At 73.5% G+C, this 19158-nt stretch carries 18 protein-coding genes; 13 read left to right on the top strand and 5 right to left on the bottom strand.

Features of this window, described 5'->3' with window-relative positions; genetic code table 11:
• Nucleotides 1-37 precede the first annotated feature (37 nt).
• From paaA to paaE, 5 genes are read left to right on the top strand one after another with little or no spacing between them, the layout of a single operon-like run.
• Nucleotides 38-976, top strand: a complete 939-nt coding sequence (paaA, locus tag H6H00_RS10490; protein ID WP_185721098.1) for a 1,2-phenylacetyl-CoA epoxidase subunit PaaA — start codon at nucleotides 38-40, stop codon at nucleotides 974-976.
• Nucleotides 973-1335 carry a 1,2-phenylacetyl-CoA epoxidase subunit PaaB gene (paaB, locus tag H6H00_RS10495; RefSeq protein ID WP_185721099.1) on the top strand — a complete coding sequence of 121 codons (363 nt, stop codon included), beginning with the start codon at nucleotides 973-975 and terminating at the stop codon, nucleotides 1333-1335. Before paaA ends, paaB begins: the two co-directional genes overlap by 4 nt.
• On the top strand, nucleotides 1332-2240 hold the full coding sequence (paaC, locus tag H6H00_RS10500; RefSeq protein ID WP_185721100.1) for a 1,2-phenylacetyl-CoA epoxidase subunit PaaC: 909 nt from the start codon (nucleotides 1332-1334) through the stop codon (nucleotides 2238-2240). The genes paaB and paaC overlap by 4 nt, the downstream gene beginning before the upstream one ends.
• Entirely contained in the window at nucleotides 2234-2734 is a 501-nt protein-coding gene (gene paaD, locus H6H00_RS10505; RefSeq protein WP_255425679.1) for a 1,2-phenylacetyl-CoA epoxidase subunit PaaD, read from the top strand. The genes paaC and paaD overlap by 7 nt, the downstream gene beginning before the upstream one ends.
• A 1-nt stretch (nucleotide 2735) precedes the next feature.
• Nucleotides 2736-3776: a 1,2-phenylacetyl-CoA epoxidase subunit PaaE gene (paaE, locus tag H6H00_RS10510; RefSeq protein WP_185721101.1), complete on the top strand. Its 1041-nt coding sequence runs from the start codon at nucleotides 2736-2738 to the stop codon at nucleotides 3774-3776.
• On the opposite strand, the gene H6H00_RS10515 is transcribed toward paaE, so the two are convergent.
• Nucleotides 3754-4344 (bottom strand): hypothetical protein, encoded by a 591-nt coding sequence (locus tag H6H00_RS10515; RefSeq protein WP_255425680.1) that lies wholly within the window; start codon nucleotides 4342-4344, stop codon nucleotides 3754-3756. The two genes, paaE and H6H00_RS10515, sit on opposite strands and share 23 nt — an antisense overlap.
• 52 nt (nucleotides 4345-4396) lie before the next feature.
• Here H6H00_RS10515 and H6H00_RS10520 point away from each other — a divergent pair, with 52 nt between their 5' ends.
• The 5 genes from H6H00_RS10520 (at nucleotide 4397) to H6H00_RS10540 (ending at nucleotide 10927) form a co-directional block, all read left to right on the top strand.
• Nucleotides 4397-5203, top strand: a complete 807-nt coding sequence (locus H6H00_RS10520; protein ID WP_185721102.1) for a HalD/BesD family halogenase — start codon at nucleotides 4397-4399, stop codon at nucleotides 5201-5203.
• Nucleotides 5204-5222: 19 nt separating this feature from the next.
• Nucleotides 5223-6956 carry a choline/carnitine O-acyltransferase gene (locus H6H00_RS10525; protein ID WP_185721103.1) on the top strand — a complete coding sequence of 578 codons (1734 nt, stop codon included), beginning with the start codon at nucleotides 5223-5225 and terminating at the stop codon, nucleotides 6954-6956.
• Nucleotides 6946-7737, top strand: a complete 792-nt coding sequence (locus tag H6H00_RS10530; protein WP_185721104.1) for a class I SAM-dependent methyltransferase — start codon at nucleotides 6946-6948, stop codon at nucleotides 7735-7737. Before H6H00_RS10525 ends, H6H00_RS10530 begins: the two co-directional genes overlap by 11 nt.
• 69 nt (nucleotides 7738-7806) lie before the next feature.
• Nucleotides 7807-9084: a GAF domain-containing protein gene (locus tag H6H00_RS10535; RefSeq protein ID WP_255425681.1), complete on the top strand. Its 1278-nt coding sequence runs from the start codon at nucleotides 7807-7809 to the stop codon at nucleotides 9082-9084.
• 46 nt (nucleotides 9085-9130) lie between these two features.
• A complete protein-coding gene (locus H6H00_RS10540) occupies nucleotides 9131-10927 on the top strand; it encodes a flavin-containing monooxygenase (RefSeq protein WP_185721105.1) in 1797 nt (598 codons plus the stop codon).
• A 63-nt stretch (nucleotides 10928-10990) separates the two neighbouring features.
• On the opposite strand, the gene H6H00_RS10545 is transcribed toward H6H00_RS10540, so the two are convergent.
• Genes H6H00_RS10545 through H6H00_RS10560 form a run of 4 tightly spaced genes read right to left on the bottom strand, consistent with a single transcriptional unit; the run spans nucleotide 10991 to nucleotide 15287 of the window.
• Nucleotides 10991-11305: a MoaD/ThiS family protein gene (locus H6H00_RS10545; protein ID WP_185721106.1), complete on the bottom strand. Its 315-nt coding sequence runs from the start codon at nucleotides 11303-11305 to the stop codon at nucleotides 10991-10993.
• Nucleotides 11302-12417, bottom strand: coding sequence for a WD40/YVTN/BNR-like repeat-containing protein (locus H6H00_RS10550; protein ID WP_185721107.1), 1116 nt, complete (start codon nucleotides 12415-12417; stop codon nucleotides 11302-11304). The genes H6H00_RS10545 and H6H00_RS10550 overlap by 4 nt, the downstream gene beginning before the upstream one ends.
• 56 nt (nucleotides 12418-12473) lie before the next feature.
• The gene (locus H6H00_RS10555; RefSeq protein ID WP_185721108.1) at nucleotides 12474-13226 is read right to left on the bottom strand and encodes a DinB family protein; all 753 of its coding nucleotides are present in this window, start codon (nucleotides 13224-13226) and stop codon (nucleotides 12474-12476) included.
• 33 nt (nucleotides 13227-13259) lie between these two features.
• Entirely contained in the window at nucleotides 13260-15287 is a 2028-nt protein-coding gene (locus tag H6H00_RS10560; RefSeq protein ID WP_255425682.1) for an NAD(+) synthase, read from the bottom strand.
• A gap of 52 nt (nucleotides 15288-15339) precedes the next feature.
• On the opposite strand from H6H00_RS10560, the gene H6H00_RS10565 reads away from it, so the two are divergent.
• Genes H6H00_RS10565 through H6H00_RS10575 form a run of 3 tightly spaced genes read left to right on the top strand, consistent with a single transcriptional unit; the run spans nucleotide 15340 to nucleotide 18987 of the window.
• On the top strand, nucleotides 15340-16944 hold the full coding sequence (locus H6H00_RS10565) for a flavin-containing monooxygenase (RefSeq protein WP_185721110.1): 1605 nt from the start codon (nucleotides 15340-15342) through the stop codon (nucleotides 16942-16944).
• 34 nt (nucleotides 16945-16978) lie between these two features.
• A complete protein-coding gene (locus tag H6H00_RS10570; protein WP_185721111.1) occupies nucleotides 16979-17794 on the top strand; it encodes an SDR family NAD(P)-dependent oxidoreductase in 816 nt (271 codons plus the stop codon).
• 17 nt (nucleotides 17795-17811) lie between these two features.
• The gene (locus H6H00_RS10575) at nucleotides 17812-18987 is read left to right on the top strand and encodes an MFS transporter (protein ID WP_255425683.1); all 1176 of its coding nucleotides are present in this window, start codon (nucleotides 17812-17814) and stop codon (nucleotides 18985-18987) included.
• Nucleotides 18988-19158 lie beyond the last annotated feature (171 nt).

Below are 19158 nucleotides of genomic sequence, written 5' to 3' on the forward strand. Positions count from 1 at the left end.
CCCTTGAGCCGAACGAACATTCGGTAGGAGGCGCCCGGTGGACGAGTTCGAAGCCCAGTTCGACGCGACGATCGCCGCGGACCAGCGCGTGGAGCCCCGGGACTGGATGCCCGAGGCGTACCGCAGGACGCTGATCCGGCAGATCGCGCAGCACGCGCACTCGGAGATCATCGGGATGCAGCCCGAGGGCAACTGGATCCTGCGGGCGCCGTCGCTGCGCCGGAAGTCGATCCTGCTGGCCAAGGTGCAGGACGAGGCCGGGCACGGCATGTACCTCTACGCGGCCGCCGAGACGCTCGGCGTCGACCGCGAGGAGCTCACCGAGAAGCTCATCGACGGCAAGCAGAAGTACTCCTCGATCTTCAACTACCCCACGCTGAGCTACGCCGACATCGGCGTCATCGGCTGGCTGGTCGACGGCGCGGCGATCTGCAACCAGGTGCCGCTGTGCCGCTGCTCCTACGGGCCGTACGCCCGGGCGATGATCCGGATCTGCAAGGAGGAGTCGTTCCACCAGCGGCAGGGCTACGAGCTGCTGCTCGCGATGGTCAACGGCACCGACCGCCAGCGCGAGATGGTGCAGGAGTCGGTGAACCGGTTCTGGTGGCCGTCGCTGATGATGTTCGGCCCGCCCGACGACGACTCGCCCAACTCCGCGCAGTCGATGGAGTGGGGCATCAAGCGCCACACCAACGACGAGCTGCGCCAGCGCTTCGTCGACATGTCGGTGCCGCAGGCGAAGGCGCTCGGCGTCACGTTCCCGGACCCGGAGCTGGTGTGGAACGAGGAGAGGCAGGCGCACGACTACGGCGAGCCCGACTGGGACGAGTTCAAGGCCGTCATCGCCGGGTCCGGCCCGGCCAACGCGCAGCGCGTCGCGCACCGCCGCCGCGCCCACGAGAACGGGGCCTGGGTGCGCGAGGCGGCCCGGGCGTACGCGGAGAAGCAGGACGCGCGGAAGGCGGTCGCGGCATGAGCGACGGCTTCACCGCGGAGGGCGGCCACGGGGCCGTACCGACCGAGGGCGTCGAGACCGGTTCCGGGAAGCCGAAGCGCCGCTCCTGGCCGCTCTACGAGGTGTTCGTGCGCGGCAAGCGCGGTCTCAACCACGTGCACGTCGGCTCGCTGCACGCCGCCGACGACGAGATGGCGCTGCACAACGCGCGCGACGTCTACACGCGCCGCAACGAGGGCGTCAGCATCTGGGTGGTGAAGGCCGACCACATCTCCGCGTCGAGCCCCGACGAGAAGGACTCGTTCTTCGACCCCGCGGCCGACAAGGTCTACCGCCACCCGACGTTCTACGCGATCCCCGAGGACGTGCCGCACCTGTGAACGCGTCACACGACACCGAGCAGAACGCCTACCAGTCCCTGTCCGAGACCACCGAGCACGACGACCCGCGCTGGGCGTTCGGCACGGGCGTCGAGGACGTGGCGGCGGAGATCACCTCGCCGGTGCCCGACGGCGTCGACCCGGCCGATCTCGCCGCCTACTGCCTGATGCTCGGCGACGACGCGCTGCTGTGCAGCCACCGGCTCTCCGAGTGGGTCAGCAACGCCCCCGAGCTGGAGGAGGAGGTCGCGCTGGCCAACACCGCGCTCGACCTCCTCGGCCAGGCCCGCGTGCTGCTGGCCCGCGCCGGGCACGTCGAGGGGCGGGACCGCGACGAGGACGCGCTCGCCTACCTGCGCACCGACGCCGAGTTCCGCAACGTCGCGCTCGCCGAGCTGTCCGACGACCTCGACTTCGCCCGCGCGATCGCCCGGCTGCTGATCTTCTCGTCGTGGCGCCTCGCGCTGCTGCACCGCCTGCTCGGCTCGGCCGACCCGGTGATCGCCGCCGTCGCGGGCAAGGGCGTCAAGGAGCTGACCTACCACCGCGACTACGCGGCGCGCTGGACGCTGCGCCTGGGCGACGGCACCGACGAGTCGCACGCGCGGATGCAGGCCGCCCTCGACGCCCTGTGGCCCTACGTCGGCGAGCTGTTCCGCACCTCCGACGAGGAGCGCAGGCTCGTCGAGGCCGGGGTGGCGGTGGATCCGGCCGACACCCGCGAGGAGGTCGACGCGGTGCTCGACCAGGTGCTGGAGAAGGCCACGCTCACCCGTCCGGACCGTCCCTTCATCGGCACCATCGGCGGCCGCAGCGGGCGCCAGGGCGTGCACACCGAGCACCTCGGCCACGCGCTCGCGGAGATGCAGAGCCTGGCGCGGCAGCACCCGGGCGCGACGTGGTGACCCCGGAGGGCGCCCGGGCGGCCGTGGCCTCGGTCGTCGACCCGGAGATGCCGATGCTCACGCTCGACGACCTCGGTGTCGTCCGGTCGGTCGAGGAGGACGGTGACCGCGTCACCGTCACGCTCACCCCGACCTACTCGGGCTGCCCCGCGATTGAGGAGATGCGCGCCGACGTCCGGGCCTCGCTGGCCGAGGCCGGGTACACGCGCGTCGAGGTGCGCACGGTGTTCTCGCCGCCGTGGAGCACCGACTGGATCTCCTCCGACGGCCTGCGCAAGCTCGCCGAGGCCGGGATCGCGCCGCCCGCGCGCATCGGGCTGCGCAGCAGCGGACCGATCCCGCTCACCCTCACCCCGCCATCGCAGGCGGTGCGCTGCCCGCAGTGCGGTGCGCCCGCGACCGACGAGATCTCCCGCTTCGGGCCCACCGCGTGCACCGCGCTGCGCCGCTGCCCGTCGTGCCGGGAGCCGTTCGAGCACATGAAGGAGATCTGAGGTGTCGGACTTCCACACCCTGACGGTCGCCGACGTCGACCGCCTCTGCGACGACGCCGTGGCCGTCACCTTCGACGTGCCCGACGACCTGCGCGAGCTCTACGCCTTCCGGCCCGGCCAGTTCCTCACCCTCAAGCAGGGCGACGAGCGCCGCTCGTACTCGATCTGCGCCCCGGTCGGCGCGCCGCCGCGGGTCGGGGTCCGGCGCGTCGCGGGCGGGCTGTTCTCCCAGTGGCTGGTGGACGAGCTCGCCGCGGGCGACGAGGTCGAGGTCGGCGTGCCGGCCGGCTCGTTCACCCCCGAGCTGGAGCCGGGCACCCACCACGGGCTCGTCGCGGCGGGCTCGGGCATCACCCCGGTCCTGTCGATCGCGGCGTCGCTGCTCGCCGCGCACGACGACACCCGCGTCACGCTGCTCTACGGCAACCGCCGCACCGACACCGTCATGTTCACCGAGGAGATCGCCGACCTCAAGAACGCCCACGGCCCGCGCCTGCACCTGCTGCACGTGCTGTCCCGCGAGCCCACCGAGGCCGACATCTTCAACGGCCGCCTCGACGCCGAGCGGATGCGCGCGCTGTTCGGCGCGCTCGTCGACGTCGAGGACGTCGACCACTGGTGGCTGTGCGGCCCGCTCGGGATGACCGAGGACGCCGTCGCCGTCCTCACCTCCCTCGACGTCGCGCGCAACCGGGTGCACCGCGAGCTGTTCTACGTCGACGAGCCCCCGCCCGAGGTGCACCGCCCCGAGGAGGAGACGGGGGAGGGCAGCGAGGTCACGGTCGTCCTCAACGGCCGCACCACCCCGCTCACGCTCCCGCGCGACGTCCCCGTCCTCGACGCCGCGCAGAAGGTGCGCGGCGACCTCCCCTTCGCCTGCAAGGGCGGGGTCTGCGGCACCTGCCGGGCCCGCGTCACCGACGGGGAGGTCACCATGCGCCGCAACTACGCGTTGGAGGACGACGAGGTGGCGGCCGGCTACGTGCTGACCTGCCAGACGCTCCCGGTGTCGGAGAAGGTCACGGTCGACTTCGACTCCTGACCGGCAGCAGCGGGTCCGACGTCGGCGTCAGGTAGGGCGCCAGCAGCGCCGCGAGCTCGGGGTCGGGGCGGCCGGCGCGGGCCTCGGAGCCCACCCGGGTGGCGAAACCGGCGAGGAAGTCGGCGACCTGCACGCGGGCGTCGTCCCCGGAGGCGACGAACCGCACCGGGCACCCGACCAGCGCGAGCCGCGCCGGGGTCAGGGCGTTCTGCCGGTCGTGCACGATCGTGATGTCGTCGCCCCAGACCCGCACGGTCTCCCGCAGGGCGGGGACGAGCAGGTCGGTCCCCGCGAACGCCGACTTGTCGACGACGTGCACGTGGGCGTGCCCGAGCACCGGACCGGTCCGGCCGAACAGCCACAGCAGGGTGCCGCGGTGCTTGGGCCGGAGCAGGTGGTTGGCCTTGTACTCCTGCGCGGGCGAGCGGATCCGGCGCCGCAGGTCGGCGACGCACCCGCCCGCGGCGTCCGGCGACAGGTCGACCCCGGCGTGCGCGAACACGTCGGTGACCCCGCCGACGAGCCGGTCGCCCTCGTAGCCCGACTCGTCGCAGGCGATCTCGCGCACAACGCAACGTAGCCCCGTCGACACGGCGGCGTCCCCGGGATTGGATGGACGGATGCAGTTGATCGACGACGACGTCGACCTGGCCGACACGGTGGCGCGGGTGCGCCGGGACCTCGCCGAGCACGGGTGCTCGGTGGTGACCGACTTCGTGCCCGCCGAGCTCCACGAGGTGCTGCGGGAGGAGGGGGCGGCGGCCGCGCCGGGCGCGTACTACGACGTCGAGACGGTCAACGTCTACAACACCGCGCCCGACCCGTCGCTGCCGCCGGACCATCCCGCGCACCGCACCGTCGAGCGCGGCAACGCCTTCGTCGCCCGCGACGCGCTGCCCGCGGGCGCGATCATCGAGCGGCTCTACACCGATCCGCGGTTCCAGCGGTTCGTCGCCGACTGCTTCGGCCTGTCCGAGGTGTTCCCGCTGGCCGACCCGCTCTCCGGGCTCGTCCTCAACGTCGTGACGCCCGGCCGCAGCCACCCGTGGCACTTCGACACGAACGAGTTCACGGTCAGCATGCTCACCCAGGAGCCCGAGGGCGGTGGGGTATTCGAGTACTGCCCGAACATCCGCTCCGCCCGCGCCGAGAACGTCGAGGACGTGCGCGCGGCCCTCGACGGCACGTTCCCCTCCCGCCGCCTCGCGCTGCGCCCCGGCGACCTCCAGCTGTTCGCCGGGCGCTACTCGCTGCACCGCGTCACGCCCGTGACGGGCGCCACGGCGCGCCACTCCGCGATCTTCGCCTACAGCGAGCGGCCGGGGGTGGTCGGTACGGTCGCCCGGACGCGGCAGCTGTTCGGCCGCGTCACGCCCGCCCACCGCGCGGCCGAGGCCCGCGTGCGGGTCGACCGGCTGATGGACTGACGAGATCGAGGACGACGACGTGCCGACCTTCTCCCGCGAGGACGAGCTCCCCCGGGTCCCGCTGCCCGGCCTGGAGGAGACCGCCGAGCGGTTCCTCGCCTGGAGCGCCCCGCTGCTCACCGACGACGAGCGCGCCGCCACCGAGGCCGCCGTCGCCGACCTCCTGGCCCCCGGCTCGCCCGCGCACGCCCTGCACGCCGACCTGGTCGCCTACGACGCGCGGCCCGACGTCGCGAGCTGGCTCGACGACTTCTGGCGCGACCGCTACCTCGGCCGCCGCGACCGGATAGCCCTGAACGCCAACTTCTTCTTCCTGTTCGAGGACTCCGATCTCGGGCAGGTCGAGCGCGCCGCGCACCTCACGGCGTCGGCGGTGGCCTACAAGCTCTCCATCGACGACGAGACCCTGCCCGTCGCGGAGCAGCGCGGGAAGCCGCTGTCGATGCAGCAGAACCGCTACCTGTTCTCCGCCACCCGCATCCCCGGCGACCCGCGCGACACCTCCCGCACCCCCTACACCGACGAGTGGCCCGGACCGTCGCAGGAGCGGCACGTCGTGGTGCTGCACCGCGGCGCCGCGATCGCGCTCGACGTCGTCGACCCGGACGGCCGGCCGTACACCGCCGACGAGATCGCCACCGGGCTGCGCGCCGTCCTCGCCGAGGCCCCCGGCGACGGGGTCGGCGCCCTGACCAGCAAGGCCCGCGCGGAGTGGGCCGCGAGCCGCGCCGCGCTGCTCGACGCCGGCAACGCCGGGACCCTCGACGTGCTGGAGCGCGCGCTGTTCTGCGTCGTGCTGGAGGACGCGACCCCGGCCGACCCGCTGGCCGCCTCCGACGCCCTGCTGCACGGCGACGCCGCGAACCGCTGGTTCGACAAGGGCGTGTCGCTGATCGTCTTCGCTGACGGCACCGCCGGGTTCAACGGCGAGCACTGCAACCTCGACGGCACCACGATCATCGCCTTCCTGGACGCGATCCTGGAGGCCGAGCCGCACGGCGGGGGCGGCACGGGCGTCCCGGCGACGCGGCGGCTGGAGTGGGTCCTCGACGACGCGCTGCGCGCCGACATCGCCGCCGCCCGGGCCGACTTCGCGGCGTTCGCGGCGTCGACGGCCACCGTCACGCTCTCGGTCGACTTCGACGCCGAGCGCGCCAAGGCGCTCAAGTGCTCGCCCGACGCGTTCGCGCAGATGGCCTTCCAGCTCGCGCACCGGCGCGCCAAGGGCCACGTCGGAGCCACCTACGAGTCGATCGCCACCCGCTCGTTCAGGCACGGGCGCACCGAGGCGATGCGGGTGGTCACCCCCGAGGTGCTCGCGTTCGTCGCGGCGATGGACGAGCCCGACCTCGACGCCCGGCGCACGGCGTTCCGCGCCGCCGCCGACGCGCACGTCGCGCGGGCGCGGGAGTGCCAGGGCGGGCTCGCGCCGGAGCAGCACCTGTGGGAGCTGCAGATGCGGCAGCGGCGCAACGGGGGCGGTGAGCCGATGGCCCTGTTCGACTCGCCCGGCTGGACCGTGATGCGCGACGACTACCTGAGCACGAGCGCGGTGCCGTCGCCGCACATCCGCTACTGGGGCTTCGGGTCGACCAGCGAGAAGTGCATCGGCGTCGGCTACGCGATGCTCCCCGACCGGTTCGACCTGTACCTGAGCACCCCGGCCACCGTGGCGGGGCAGATGGCGGTGTTCGCCCGCGAGCTGCCGGTGGCCGTCCGCGAGCTGGAGGACCTGCTGACCGATGGTGGATGAGGGCACGCAGACCGGCGAGCAGAAGGCCGACTTCACCGACGTCTACCAGGGGCGCGACCCGCGGGCGTACTTCCGCACGCTGGTCCCGCTGGAGTACCAGGTGCCGCAGCACGCGCTGCCCGTCGTCGAGTCGGTGCTGGAGCAGCACCCGGGCACCGTGCTCGACGTCTGCTGCTCCTACGGGATCAACGCCACCCTGCTGCGCCACGACGTCGACCTCGACGGGCTCGGCGCGCACGCCGTCGACCCCGGCCGGGCGGGGCTCGCGCCGGAGCAGGTGATCGCCGAGGACGCCGCGTGGTTCGCCGCCCGCCGCCGCCGGCCCGAGCTCAGGGTGCTCGGCCTCGACGTGTCCCGTCCCGCGATCGACTACGCCGTCGCCACCGGCGTGATGGCCGACGGGTGGGCCGAGGACCTGGAGGCGGCCGACCCGTCCCCGTCGCTGATCGACGCGCTCGCCGGCGTCTCGCTCGTCCTGTGCACGGGCGGGGTCGGCTACGTCGGCCCGGCCACGTTCGACCGGATCCGCACCCACGCCCCCGACGCCTGGGTGCTCGCGTTCGTCCTGCGGGTCTTCCCCTACGACGACGTCGCCGCGGCGCTCGCGGGCCACGGGCTCGTCACCGAGAAGCTGCCCGGCACTTTCCCGCAACGCCGCTTCGCCGACACCGCGGAGGCCGACGCCGCCCTGCACGACATCGCGCTGCTCGGCCTGGACCCGGCGGGCCGGGAGGCCGACGGCTGGTTCCACGCGGAGGCGTTCCTGAGCCGCCCGGGCTGATCTCGGCCCGTCCCGCCGGGGCCCACCGGCGGCTATGGTGCCGGGAGAGCGGGAACGGTGGAGGTGGCCGTGGACGAAGGCGTCTGCGCGGTCCGGTCGGGCGTGGACGTGGCCCGGCACGCCCGCATGCTCGCGCGCGTGCACGACGCCCTGCTCTCCGGTGACCGGCTGCCGGCCGACCCGCGGGGCATGGTCGCGCGCTCCTGGCGCCGGGTCCGGGCCCAGGGCGTCAACCCCGACCTCGGCGACCCGCCCGACCTGATGGGGGCCGACGAGGTCGAGGCCCGGCGCGCGGCGAGCCCGCTGCAGCGGGTGCTGCCGGAGCTGCGGGCCGCGCTCACCTCCGTGGCCGAGGACGCCCGGCACATCATGGTCATCACCGACGCCGACGGGGTGCTGCTCTGGCGCGAGGGCTCCACCGCCGTGCGCCACCGCGCCGACCGGCTGGGCTTCACCGAGGGCGCGAACTGGTCGGAGGGCGTGGTCGGGAGCAACGGCATCGGCACCGCGCTCGCCGAGGCCACCCCGGTGCAGATGTTCGCCGCCGAGCACTTCGTGCGCAGCCACCACGTCTGGACCTGCACCGCCTGCCCCGTGCACGACCCCCGTACCGGCGAGCTGCTCGGTGTCGTCGACGTCAGCGGCCCCGCCGAGACCGTCCACCCGACGACCGTCGCGCTCGTCGGCACGGCGGTGAAGCTCGCCGAGGCGAGCCTGTGGCGGACCCACGAGACGCGCCTGGAGATGCTGCGCAACGTCGCCGCGCCGCTGCTGGTCGACCTGCGCGGGCCCGGGCTGGTGGCCGACGAGCACGGCTGGGTCGCGGCCGTCGCCGGGATGCCCGCGGTCGACCGGATCGCGGTGCCCCGGCCCGGCCACCCGATCGCCATCCACGGGGTCGGGGTGTGCCTCCCGGAGCCGGTCCCCGGGGGCTGGCTGCTGCGCGTCGCGAGCGCCGCACCGATCCGCCTGGAGCTCGACCTCGCCCAGCGCCCGCCCCGGGCCGTCGTCGACGGCGCCAACCGGTGGGTGCATCCGCTGTCCACGCGCCACGCCGAGGTGCTGGTGCTGCTCGCCGCGGCGGGCGGGGCCGGGATGGACGCCGGCGCGCTGTCGGCGGCCCTCTACGGCGACCGGGAGCACCTGGTCACGGTGCGGGCGGAGATGTCGCGGCTGCGCCGCACGCTCGGCGGCCTGCTGCAGGCCCGGCCCTACCGGATCGCCCCCGAGGTCGACGTCGTCGTGCCCGACCTGGGCGTCCTGCGCACGTCGACAGCCCCGGGGATCCGCGGGCTCGCGGCGTGCAACCCGGCTGCAACGGTTGCCCCGGTGCGTCCGACGGGATGAGGTGGGTCACAGCCATGCCCAGCACAGCAGCAGCAGAAGGAGCAGCATGACGTCCACGATCGACCGCACCGACGCCGCCGTCCGCGTCGACGAGTGGCTGGGAGCGTTCCAGGCCGCCCTCACCTCGGGTGACGCCGACGCGGCGGCCGCGCTGTTCGGTGCGGAGAGCTACTGGCGCGACCTGGTGGCCTTCACCTGGAACATCACCACCGTCGAGGGCCCCGCCGGCGTCGCGGACCTGCTCCGCAACACCGACGCAGGCGCCACCGACTTCCGCGTCACCGAGGAGCCGGCCGAGGCCGACGGCGTGACGACGGCGTGGATCGCGTTCGAGACCGCCGTCGGGCGGGGCAGCGGGCTGCTGCGCCTGACCGCCGACGGGAAGGCGTTCACGTTCCTGACCACGCTCGACGAGCTGAAGGGCCACGAGGAGCCCTCGCGCGACCGCCGCCCGATGGGCGCCGAGCACGGGGCCAACCCCGACCGCGTCACCTGGCTGGAGAGCCGCGAGAAGGAGGCGGCGGAGCTGGGCTACACGACCCAGCCCGACGTCGTGATCATCGGCGGCGGGCAGGGCGGCATCGCGCTCGGTGCCCGGCTGCGCCAGCTCGGCGTCTCCACGATCATCGTCGAGCGCAACGAGCGGCCCGGTGACTCGTGGCGCAAGCGCTACAAGTCCCTCGCCCTGCACGACCCGGTCTGGTACGACCACCTGCCCTACCTCGACTTCCCGAAGAACTGGCCGGTGTTCTCGCCGAAGGACAAGATCGGCGACTGGCTGGAGATGTACGCCCGGGTCATGGAGCTGAACTACTGGGGCTCCACCACGGCGAAGTCGGCGACCCGTGCCGGCGACACCTGGGAGGTCGTGGTCGACCGCGCGGGCGAAGAGGTGACGCTGCGGCCGAAGCACGTCGTCATCGCCCTCGGCGTCTCCGGCAAGCCGAACGTGCCGGTCGTGCCGGGCCAGGACGTGTTCCGCGGCGACCAGCACCACTCCTCGGCCCACCCCGGGCCGGACGCCTACAAGGGCAAGAAGGCCGTGGTCGTCGGCTCCAACAACTCCGCGCACGACATCTGCGGTGCGCTGTGGGAGGCCGGGGCCGACGTCACGATGGTGCAGCGGTCCTCCACGCACATCGTGCGGTCGGACTCGCTGATGGACCTCGGGCTCGGTGACCTGTACTCCGAGCGGGCGCTGGAGGCGGGCGTCACCACGTTCAAGGCCGACACGATCTTCGCGTCGCTGCCGTACCGGATCATGCACCAGTTCCAGAAGCCGACCTACGACGCGATCCGCGAGCGCGACGCCGACTACTACGCGGCGCTGGAGAAGGCCGGGTTCCGCCTCGACTTCGGCGACGACGACTCCGGCCTGTTCATGAAGTACCTGCGCCGCGGCTCGGGCTACTACATCGACGTCGGCGCGTCCGAGCTCGTCGCGAACGGGAGCATCAAGCTCGCGCACGGGCAGGTCACGGAGCTGACCGAGAACGAGGTCGTGCTCGCCGACGGCACCCGGCTGGAGGCCGACCTGGTCGTCTGGGCCACCGGCTACGGCTCGATGAACGGCACCGCGGCCGGCATCTTCGGGCAGGAGACGGCCGACCGGCTCGGCAAGGTCTGGGGTCTGGGCAGCGACACCACCAAGGACCCGGGCCCGTGGGAGGGCGAGCAGCGCAACATGTGGAAGCCGACGCAGGTGGAGAACCTGTGGGTGCACGGCGGCAACCTGCACCAGAGCCGCTACTACTCGCTCTACCTCGCCCTGCAGCTCAAGGCCCGCGTCGAGGGCATCCCGACGCCGGTCTACAAGCTGCAGGAGGTGCACCACACCTCGTAGGCCTCGTGAGCGGAAACGGCGGCCCCGGCCGCCGTTTCCGCTCACGGGCGGCGGAGCCGCTGCTCAGCCCCCCGCCATCGCCCCGACGACGAGCAGCGGCTCGGCGCCGCGGGCCACGGCGTCGGGCAGGGGGGCGTCGGGCGGGTCGTGGGAGAGGTCCTGCTCGCAGGCGAAGAACCGCACGAACGGGCGGCGTCGCCCGCTGCCGTGGTCGCGCACCGCCCCGCGCAGCACGGGATGGCGCGCCTCCAGCGCGTCCAGCACCGCGACGAGGGTGACGGGGCCGTCGACGTCGACCTGCACCTCGCCGTCGACCTGTGCGAGCCTGCGCAGGTGCGTGGGCAGCTTGACCCGGACGGTCGTGCCGGGCGCCGTCACGACAGCGTCTGCACGGTCACCGACAGCACTGCCGGCAGGTCCCGCACGATCGGCGCCCAGTTCTCGCCCGCGTCGGGCGAGGCGTAGACCTGCCCGCCGGTGGTGCCGAAGTAGACGCCGCAGGTGTCGAGGGAGTCGACGGCCATCGCGTCGCGCAGGACGTCGACGTAGCAGTGCTCCTGGGGCAGGCCGCGGGTCAGCGGCTCCCACTCGTGCCCTCCGGTGCGGCTGCGGAAGACCCGCAGCCTCCCCTCCGGCGGGAAGTGCTCGGCGTCGCTGGTGATCGGCAGGACGAAGACGGTGTCGGGCTCGTGGGCGTGCACGTCGACGACGAACCCGAAGTCGGTGGGCAGGTTCCCGCCGATGTCGTACCAGCTCCGGCCGAAGTCGTCGGTGCGCATGACGTCCCAGTGCTTCTGCATGTAGACCGTCTCCGGCCGGTCCGGGTGCAGCGCGAGCTTGTGCACGCAGTGCCCCACCTCGGCGTCGGGGTCCGGGATGCCGTCGCTGAGCAGCCCGCGGTTGGCCGGCTGCCAGGACTTCCCGCCGTCCTCGGTGCGGAACACCCCGGCCGCGGAGATCGCGACGAGCATCCGGGACGGGTCGCGGGGGTCGGGCAGGATCGTGTGCAGGCACATCCCGCCCGCGCCCGGCTGCCAGTGCGGGCCCGAGCCGTGCTCGCGCAGGCCGGGCAGCTCGTTCCAGGTGCGGCCGCCGTCGACCGAGCGGAACAGCGCGGCGTCCTCGATCCCGGCGAGCACCGTGTCCGGGTCGGTGGCCGACGGCGACAGGTGCCAGACGCGCGCGAACTCCCACGGGTGCGGCGTGCCGTCGTACCACTGGTGGGTGCCCGGGACGGTGGCGTAGGTGAACTCGTTGCCGACGGCGGCCCAGGTGCGCCCGCCGTCGTCGGAGCGCTGGATCTGCTGGCCGAACCAGCCGCCCGACTGCGACGCCCAGATCCGGTCGGGGTCCGCGGGCGAGCCCGCCACGTGGTAGACCTCCCAGCCCGGGAAGAACGGCCCGTCCACCGTCCAGTCCCGGCGCGCCCCGTCCGCGGACAGGACGAACGCGCCCTTGCGCGTGCCGACGAGTACTCGCACTCCGGTCATGTGACCTCCAGGGTTCAGGTGCCGGTAGGACTCCGGCCGGCCCCCGAACTCATCGGTCAGCGCGCCTCCAGCACCGCCAGGTCGCGCTCGGCGAAGCGGCGGTGCTCGCACTCCTCGTCCATGATCACGTGCAGGCACTCGCGGACCGGGCGCGGATGGTCGGGGTCGCCGATCCACGGGGAGCCCGTGCAGACGCGGTCCAGGCCGTCGTCGGTGAGGCCGTCGAGCAGGTCGCGGACCAGCGCCACCCGCCCGGCGCGCACGGCCAGCACCTCCGCGAGCGACGGCCGTGCGTCCGCGTCGAGCCCGGCCGTCGCGGCGTCGGCGGGGTCGAAGTCGGTCGGGACCAGGCCGAGCGGGTGGTACGGCTCGGGCCGCTCCAGGACCATCCGGCCCGCCCAGCAGTCGGTGGCGAACACGAGGTGGCGCAGCGTCTCGACGAACGACCACTCGCCGTCGACGCGTTCGTGGCGGGCCGCCTCGGGCAGCCGCTCGGCCCGCTCGACGGTCCGTGCCCACAGCCGCCCGACCAGCTCCCAGGCCGCGCGGTGCTCGTCGGCGGTCCGCATCGCGCGCAGCTGCACCCGCTCGGGATGGCGCCGGTCGAGCTCGGTCGTCACGTACTCCGTGACGTCCACCTCGTCGACGAGCAACCGGCCGAACACGCCCGAGACGGACAGGCCGTCGAGGAACGACCCGGTGATCCGGGCCCCTCTCAGGTCGCAGTCGTGGAACGTCGCCCCGGACAGGTCGGACCGGGTGAACCGGGCCCCGCGGAACGCGTCGGTGCGGTCGTGGTCGCTCGACATCGGGCCATCATGGCGGACCCGGGTCGGCCACGGTCACTCGTCCGGCACCTCGCGGCGGATCTCCTCGACCCAGATGCGGGCCGACATGTCCGACGGGGCCCGCCAGTCGCCGCGCGGGGACAGGGAGCCGCCGGAGGACACCTTCGGGCCGTTCGGCAGCGCCGAGCGCTTGAACTGGCTGAACCCGAAGAAGCGCTGCGCGAAGACCTCCAGCCAGCGGCGGATCGCGGCGAGGTCGTAGGCCGCGCGCCGGTCGGCGGGCAGGCCCGGCGGCCAGTCGCCCCGCTCGGCGTCGTGCCAGGCGTGCCAGGCCAGGAACGCGATCTTCGACGGGCGGAACCCGTAGCGCAGGACGTGCCACAAGGTGAAGTCCTGCAGCGCGTACGGGCCGACGGTGGCCTCGCTGCTCTGCACGTCGTCGCCGGGCACGAGCTCGGGCGTGATCTCGGTGTCGAGGACGTCGAGCAGGATCGCCGACACCTCGTCGGAGAACAGGTCCGTGGCCGCGACCCAGCGGATGAGGTGCTGGATCTGCGTCTTGGGCACGCCGCCGTTGACGTTGTAGTGCGACATCTGGTCGCCGACGCCGTAGGTCGACCAGCCCAGGGCCAGCTCGGACAGGTCCCCGGTGCCCAGCACGATCCCGCCGCGCTGGTTGGCCGCGCGGAACAGGTAGTCGGTGCGCAGCCCGGCCTGCACGTTCTCGAAGGTCACGTCGTAGACGGGCTCGCCGTCGCCGAAGGGGTGGCCGAGGTTGCGCAGCATCAGCTCCGCGGTGGGCCGGATGTCGATCTCGGAGAAGGTCACCCCGAGGGCGTCGCACAGCCGGGTCGCGTTGTTCTTCGTGCGGTCGCCGGTGGCGAACCCGGGCAGGGTGAACGCGAGGATGTCGGTGCGCGGGCGCTTCTCCCGGTCCATCGCACGGGCGGCGACGATGAGGGCGTGGGTGGAGTCGAGCCCGCCCGACACCCCGATGACGATCTTCGGCTGGCCGATCGCGCGCAGCCGCTGCTCCAGCCCGGAGACCTGGATGTTGTACGCCTCGAAGCAGTCCTGCTCCAGCCGCGCCGGGTCCGACGGCACGAACGGGAAGCGCTCGACCTCGCGCAGCAGCCCGATGTCGCCGGCGGGCGGGTCGAGCCGGAAGGCCACGGTCCGGGTCTCGGGGGCGTGGTGGCGGCGGTTGTCGTCGAAGGTGCCCATCCGCAGGCGCTCGGCGCGCAGCAGGTCGAGGTCGACGTCGGCCACGGAGCGGCGCGGGCCGATCGGGAAGCGCTCGGTCTCGGCGAGCAGCCGCCCGTTCTCGTAGATCATCGTCTGGCCGTCCCAGGCCAGGTCGGTGGTCGACTCGCCCTCGCCGGCCGCCGCGTAGGCGTAGGCGGCGAGGCAGCGGGCCGACGCCGACTGCGCGAGCAGCTTGCGGTCGTCGGCCCGGCCGACGGTGATCGGGCTGCCGGACAGGTTGACGATCACGGTGGCCCCGGCCAGCGCGGCCTCCGCGCTCGGCGGCACCGGCACCCACATGTCCTCGCAGACCTCGGCGTGCAGCACCAGTCCCGGCACGTCGTCGGCGGCGAAGAGCAGGTCGGGACCGATCGGCACGTCGCCGCCGCCGAGCCGGATCGTGCCGCGCACGTCGTCGCCCGCCGCGATCTGGCGCTTCTCGTAGAACTCCCGGTACGTTGGGAGGTAGGACTTGGGGGCGACGCCGAGCACCGCGCCGCGGTGGACCACGACCGCGCAGTTGAGGATCCGGTGCCGCAGCCGCAGCGGGGCGCCGACGACGAGCACCGGCAGCAGGTCGGCCGACGCCGCGACGACGTCGAGCAGCGCCCGCTCCACCTCGTCGAGCAGGACGTCCTGCATCACGACGTCCTCGAGCGAGTAGCCCGACAGCGTCAGCTCGGGGAACACCGCCACCCCGACGCCCTCGTCGTGGCAGGCCCGGGCCGACTCCAGCACCGCCCGGGCGTTGGCGGCGGGGTCGGCCAGCGCGGTGTGCAGGGTGCAGGCGGCGACGCGCACGAAGCCGTGGCGGTACGCGGAACGGAAGTCCGACACCCGCGCAGTCTGACACCCGGCGGACGTCGGGCCGAGCTGGGAAGGTGGTGGCATGGGTCGCACGGAGGTCGACGTCGTCGTCGTGGGCGCCGGTTTCGCCGGGCTCTACATGCTGCACCGGCTGCGCGGCGCCGGGCTGTCGGCCGCGGTGCTGGAGGCGGGTGACGGCGTCGGCGGCACCTGGTACTGGAACCGCTACCCGGGGGCCCGCTGCGACTCCGAGAGCTACTACTACTCGTACTCCTTCTCCGAGGAGCTCCAGCAGGAGTGGGAGTGGACCGAGCGCTACCCGACCCAGGCCGAGATCCTGCGCTACCTCGAGCACGTGGCCGACCGGTTCGACCTGCGCCGCGACATCCGCTTCGGCACCCGCGTCACGCAGGCCGCCTTCGACGACGACACGGGCCGCTGGGACGTGCGCGCGGAGTCCGGCGAGCGGTGGTCGGCGCAGTTCCTCGTGACCGCGGTGGGCTGCCTGTCCGCGGCGAACATCCCGCGGATCCCCGGCCTCGACGGCTTCGGCGGCGAGTGGTTCCACACCGGGCGCTGGCCGCACGAGGGCGTCGACCTGGCCGGGAAGCGGGTCGGCGTCGTGGGCACCGGGTCCACCGGCATCCAGGCCATCCCGGTGATCGCCGAGCAGGCCGCGCACCTCACGGTCTTCCAGCGCACCGCGAACTACAGCATCCCGGCCCGCAACGGCCCGATGACGCGGGAGTTCGCGGCCGAGGTGAAGGCGGGCTACGCCGACATCCGCGCCCGGCAGCGGGCCTCCACCAACGGCCACCCGTTCACGATCAGCCCGACCTCCGCGCTGGCCGTCACCGACGAGGAGCGCCGCGCGGTGTACGAGGCCGCGTGGGAGCGGGGCGGGCTGCGGTTCCGCGCGTCGTTCGCCGACCTGCTGGCCGACCGCGCCGCCAACGACACGGCGTCGGACTTCATCCGCGACAAGATCCGCGGGATCGTCCACGACCCGGCGACGGCGGAGAAGCTCGTCCCGCTCGACCACCCGTTCGCCACGAAGCGCCCGCCGATCGACACGCACTACTTCGAGACCTACAACCGGCCGAACGTCTCCCTGGTCGACGTCGGGGCCACGCCGATCGAGGAGGTCACCGCCACCGGCGTCCGGACCTCCGACGGCGAGCACGAGCTGGACGTCATCGTGTTCGCCACCGGCTTCGACGCCATGACCGGCCCGCTGCTCGGCATCGACATCCGCGGCGCCGGCGGCGTCGCGCTGCGGGACCGCTGGGCGGCCGGGCCGGTGAGCTACCTCGGCCTGCAGGTCGCCGGCTTCCCCAACCTGTTCACGATCACCGGGCCCGGCAGTCCCTCGGTGCTGACGAACATGCCCACCTCGATCGAGCAGCACGTCGACTGGATCACCGACGCCGTCGAGCACCTGCGCGAGGAGGGCGTCGACCGCATGGAGGCCACCACCGCCGCCCAGGACGCGTGGGTCGCGCACGTCAACGAGGCGGCGGCGCGCACGCTGCTCCCGGAGGCCGGCACGTCGTGGTACCTCGGGGCGAACGTGCCCGGCAAGCCACGGGTCTTCATGCCGTACGCGGGCGGGTTCGCGGCCTACGTGCGGGCCTGCGACGAGGTGGCCGCCGACGGCTACCCGGGGTTCGAGCTGACGTCGCGCTAGCCAGTTACTCGTCGGTAGGGCACCATCTGGCGGCATGAGTGAGTTCGCGGGACGCGTCGCTGTGGTGACCGGGGCGGGATCGGGTATCGGACGGGCGCTGGCCCAGGACCTCGCGCGCCGCGGGGCCCGGCTCGCGCTGTCCGACGTCGACAAGGACGGGCTGGCCGAGACCGTCGGCTCGCTGTCCGGGGCCGAGGTGCGCAGCGACGCGCTCGACGTCACCGACCGCGGGGCCGTGCTGGCCTACGCCGACGACGTCGTGGCGCAGTTCGGGCGGGTCAACCAGGTCTACAACAACGCCGGCATCGCCTTCGCCGGCAACATCCTCACCTCGGAGTTCGAGGAGATCGAGCGCGTCGTCGACATCGACTTCTGGGGCGTCGTCAACGGGACGAAGGCGTTCCTGCCGCACCTGATCAACTCCGGCGACGGGCACGTGGTCAACGTGTCCAGCCTGTTCGGGCTGCTCTCGGTGCCCAGTCAGAGCGCGTACAACGCGGCGAAGTTCGCGGTGCGCGGGTTCACCGAGTCGCTGCGCCAGGAGATGCTGATCGCGAAGTACCCGGTGCAGGTCACCTGCGTGCACCCCGGCGGCATCAAGACCGGCATCGCCCGCAACGCCGCCCGCGGCAAGGGCTTCGAGGACGGCGCGGCGATGGAGCGCTTCGACAAGCAGATGCTGCGGATGACCCCGGAGAAGGCCGCCGAGATCATCCTGTCCGGCGTGCGCCGCAACCGCGCCCGGGTGCTCGTCGGCAACGACGCCAAGGTGCTCGACGCGGTGGTGCGCCTGCTCGGCTCGGCCTACCAGCGCCCCTTCTCGATCGTCGCGGGGCGCACCCTGAAGTAGCGGCCTACTGTGGCCGAGTGGATCAAGTGCGGACCAGGACGGCGCCCGGGCCGCTCGTCGCGGCGGCGTTCCTCGCGACGATGGTCGGCACCACGCTGCCGACCCCGCTCTACCCGATCTACCAGCAGGAGCTGGGCTTCGGCGGGCTGATGGTGACGGTCGTGTTCGCGACCTACGCCGTCGGGGTGCTGGCGGCCCTGCTGCTGTTCGGGCGCCTGTCGGACCGGATCGGGCGCAGGCCGGTGCTGCTGCCCGGACTCGCGCTCGCTGCGGTCAGCTCGCTGGTGTTCCTCATCCCCGACAGCCTGCCCGCGCTGTTCGTCGGGCGGCTGCTGTCCGGGCTCTCGGCGGGCATCTTCACCGGCGTCGCGACCGCCACGATCGTCGACCTCGCCCCGCCGGAGGACCGGGCCCGGGCCGGGCTGCTCGCCGCCGCGGTCAACATGCTCGGGCTCGGGCTGGGTCTGGTGCTCGCGGGCGCGCTCGCCGACCTCGCCCCCCTGCCGCTGGTGCTGCCCTACCTCGTGCACCTCGGGCTCGTGGTCGTCGGCGCCGTCGCGGTGTCCGCGGTGCCCGAGCCGGTCACGCGGCAGCCGGGGCCGGTGCGGCTGGAGATCCAGCGGCTCTCCGTGCCCGCGGAGGTCCGCGCGGTGTTCGTGCGCGCCGGCATCGCGGGCTTCGCCGGGTTCGCCGTGCTGGGCTTCTTCACCGCGGTCACGCCGCTGTTCGTCGCGCAGACCCTGGGCGAACCGGGCCACCTGCTCTCCGGGCTCGTCGTGTTCTCCCTGCTCGGCAGCTCGACGGCCGGGCAGCTGCTCTCCGCGCGGCTGCCGCTGCGCACGTCGCTGCTCGGGGGCTGCCTCGCGCTGGCCGCAGGCATCGCCGTCGTCGGGCTCGGGGTGGGGCTGGAGTCGCTGCCCGTGCTGGTCGCGGGAGCGGTCGTCGCGGGGCTGGGGCAGGGCTCGAGCTTCCGCGCGGGGCTGCAGTCGGTCACCGGCGCGGCGCCCGCGGAGCAGCGCAGCGAGGTCTCGTCGAGCTACTTCCTGCTGGTCTACGTGGCGATCTCGATCCCGGTGATCGGGGTCGGCGCCGGGGCCCGGGTGTTCGGGCTCGTGCCCACCGCCGTGGTGTTCGCGGGGCTCGTCGCGGCGCTCGCGCTCGCCGCGTTCACGAGCCTGCTGCGGCGGACGTGAGCCGGTTGTGACGGACCTCGCGAACCACGCGGGAGGCCGCCCGGCGCGGCGTTCGGGCCCCCACCGGCGGGCGTCCGGAGCAGCGGGAACAGGGCGGTAGCCGCTCCCGGAATCCGGCAAACGTGATGGTGACGGGCGTCACGGATATCCGCCCGGAACGGGTCGCGGCGG

Origin of the sequence: Pseudonocardia petroleophila (assembly GCF_014235185.1) — a bacterium.
Taxonomy (GTDB): domain Bacteria; phylum Actinomycetota; class Actinomycetes; order Mycobacteriales; family Pseudonocardiaceae; genus Pseudonocardia; species Pseudonocardia petroleophila.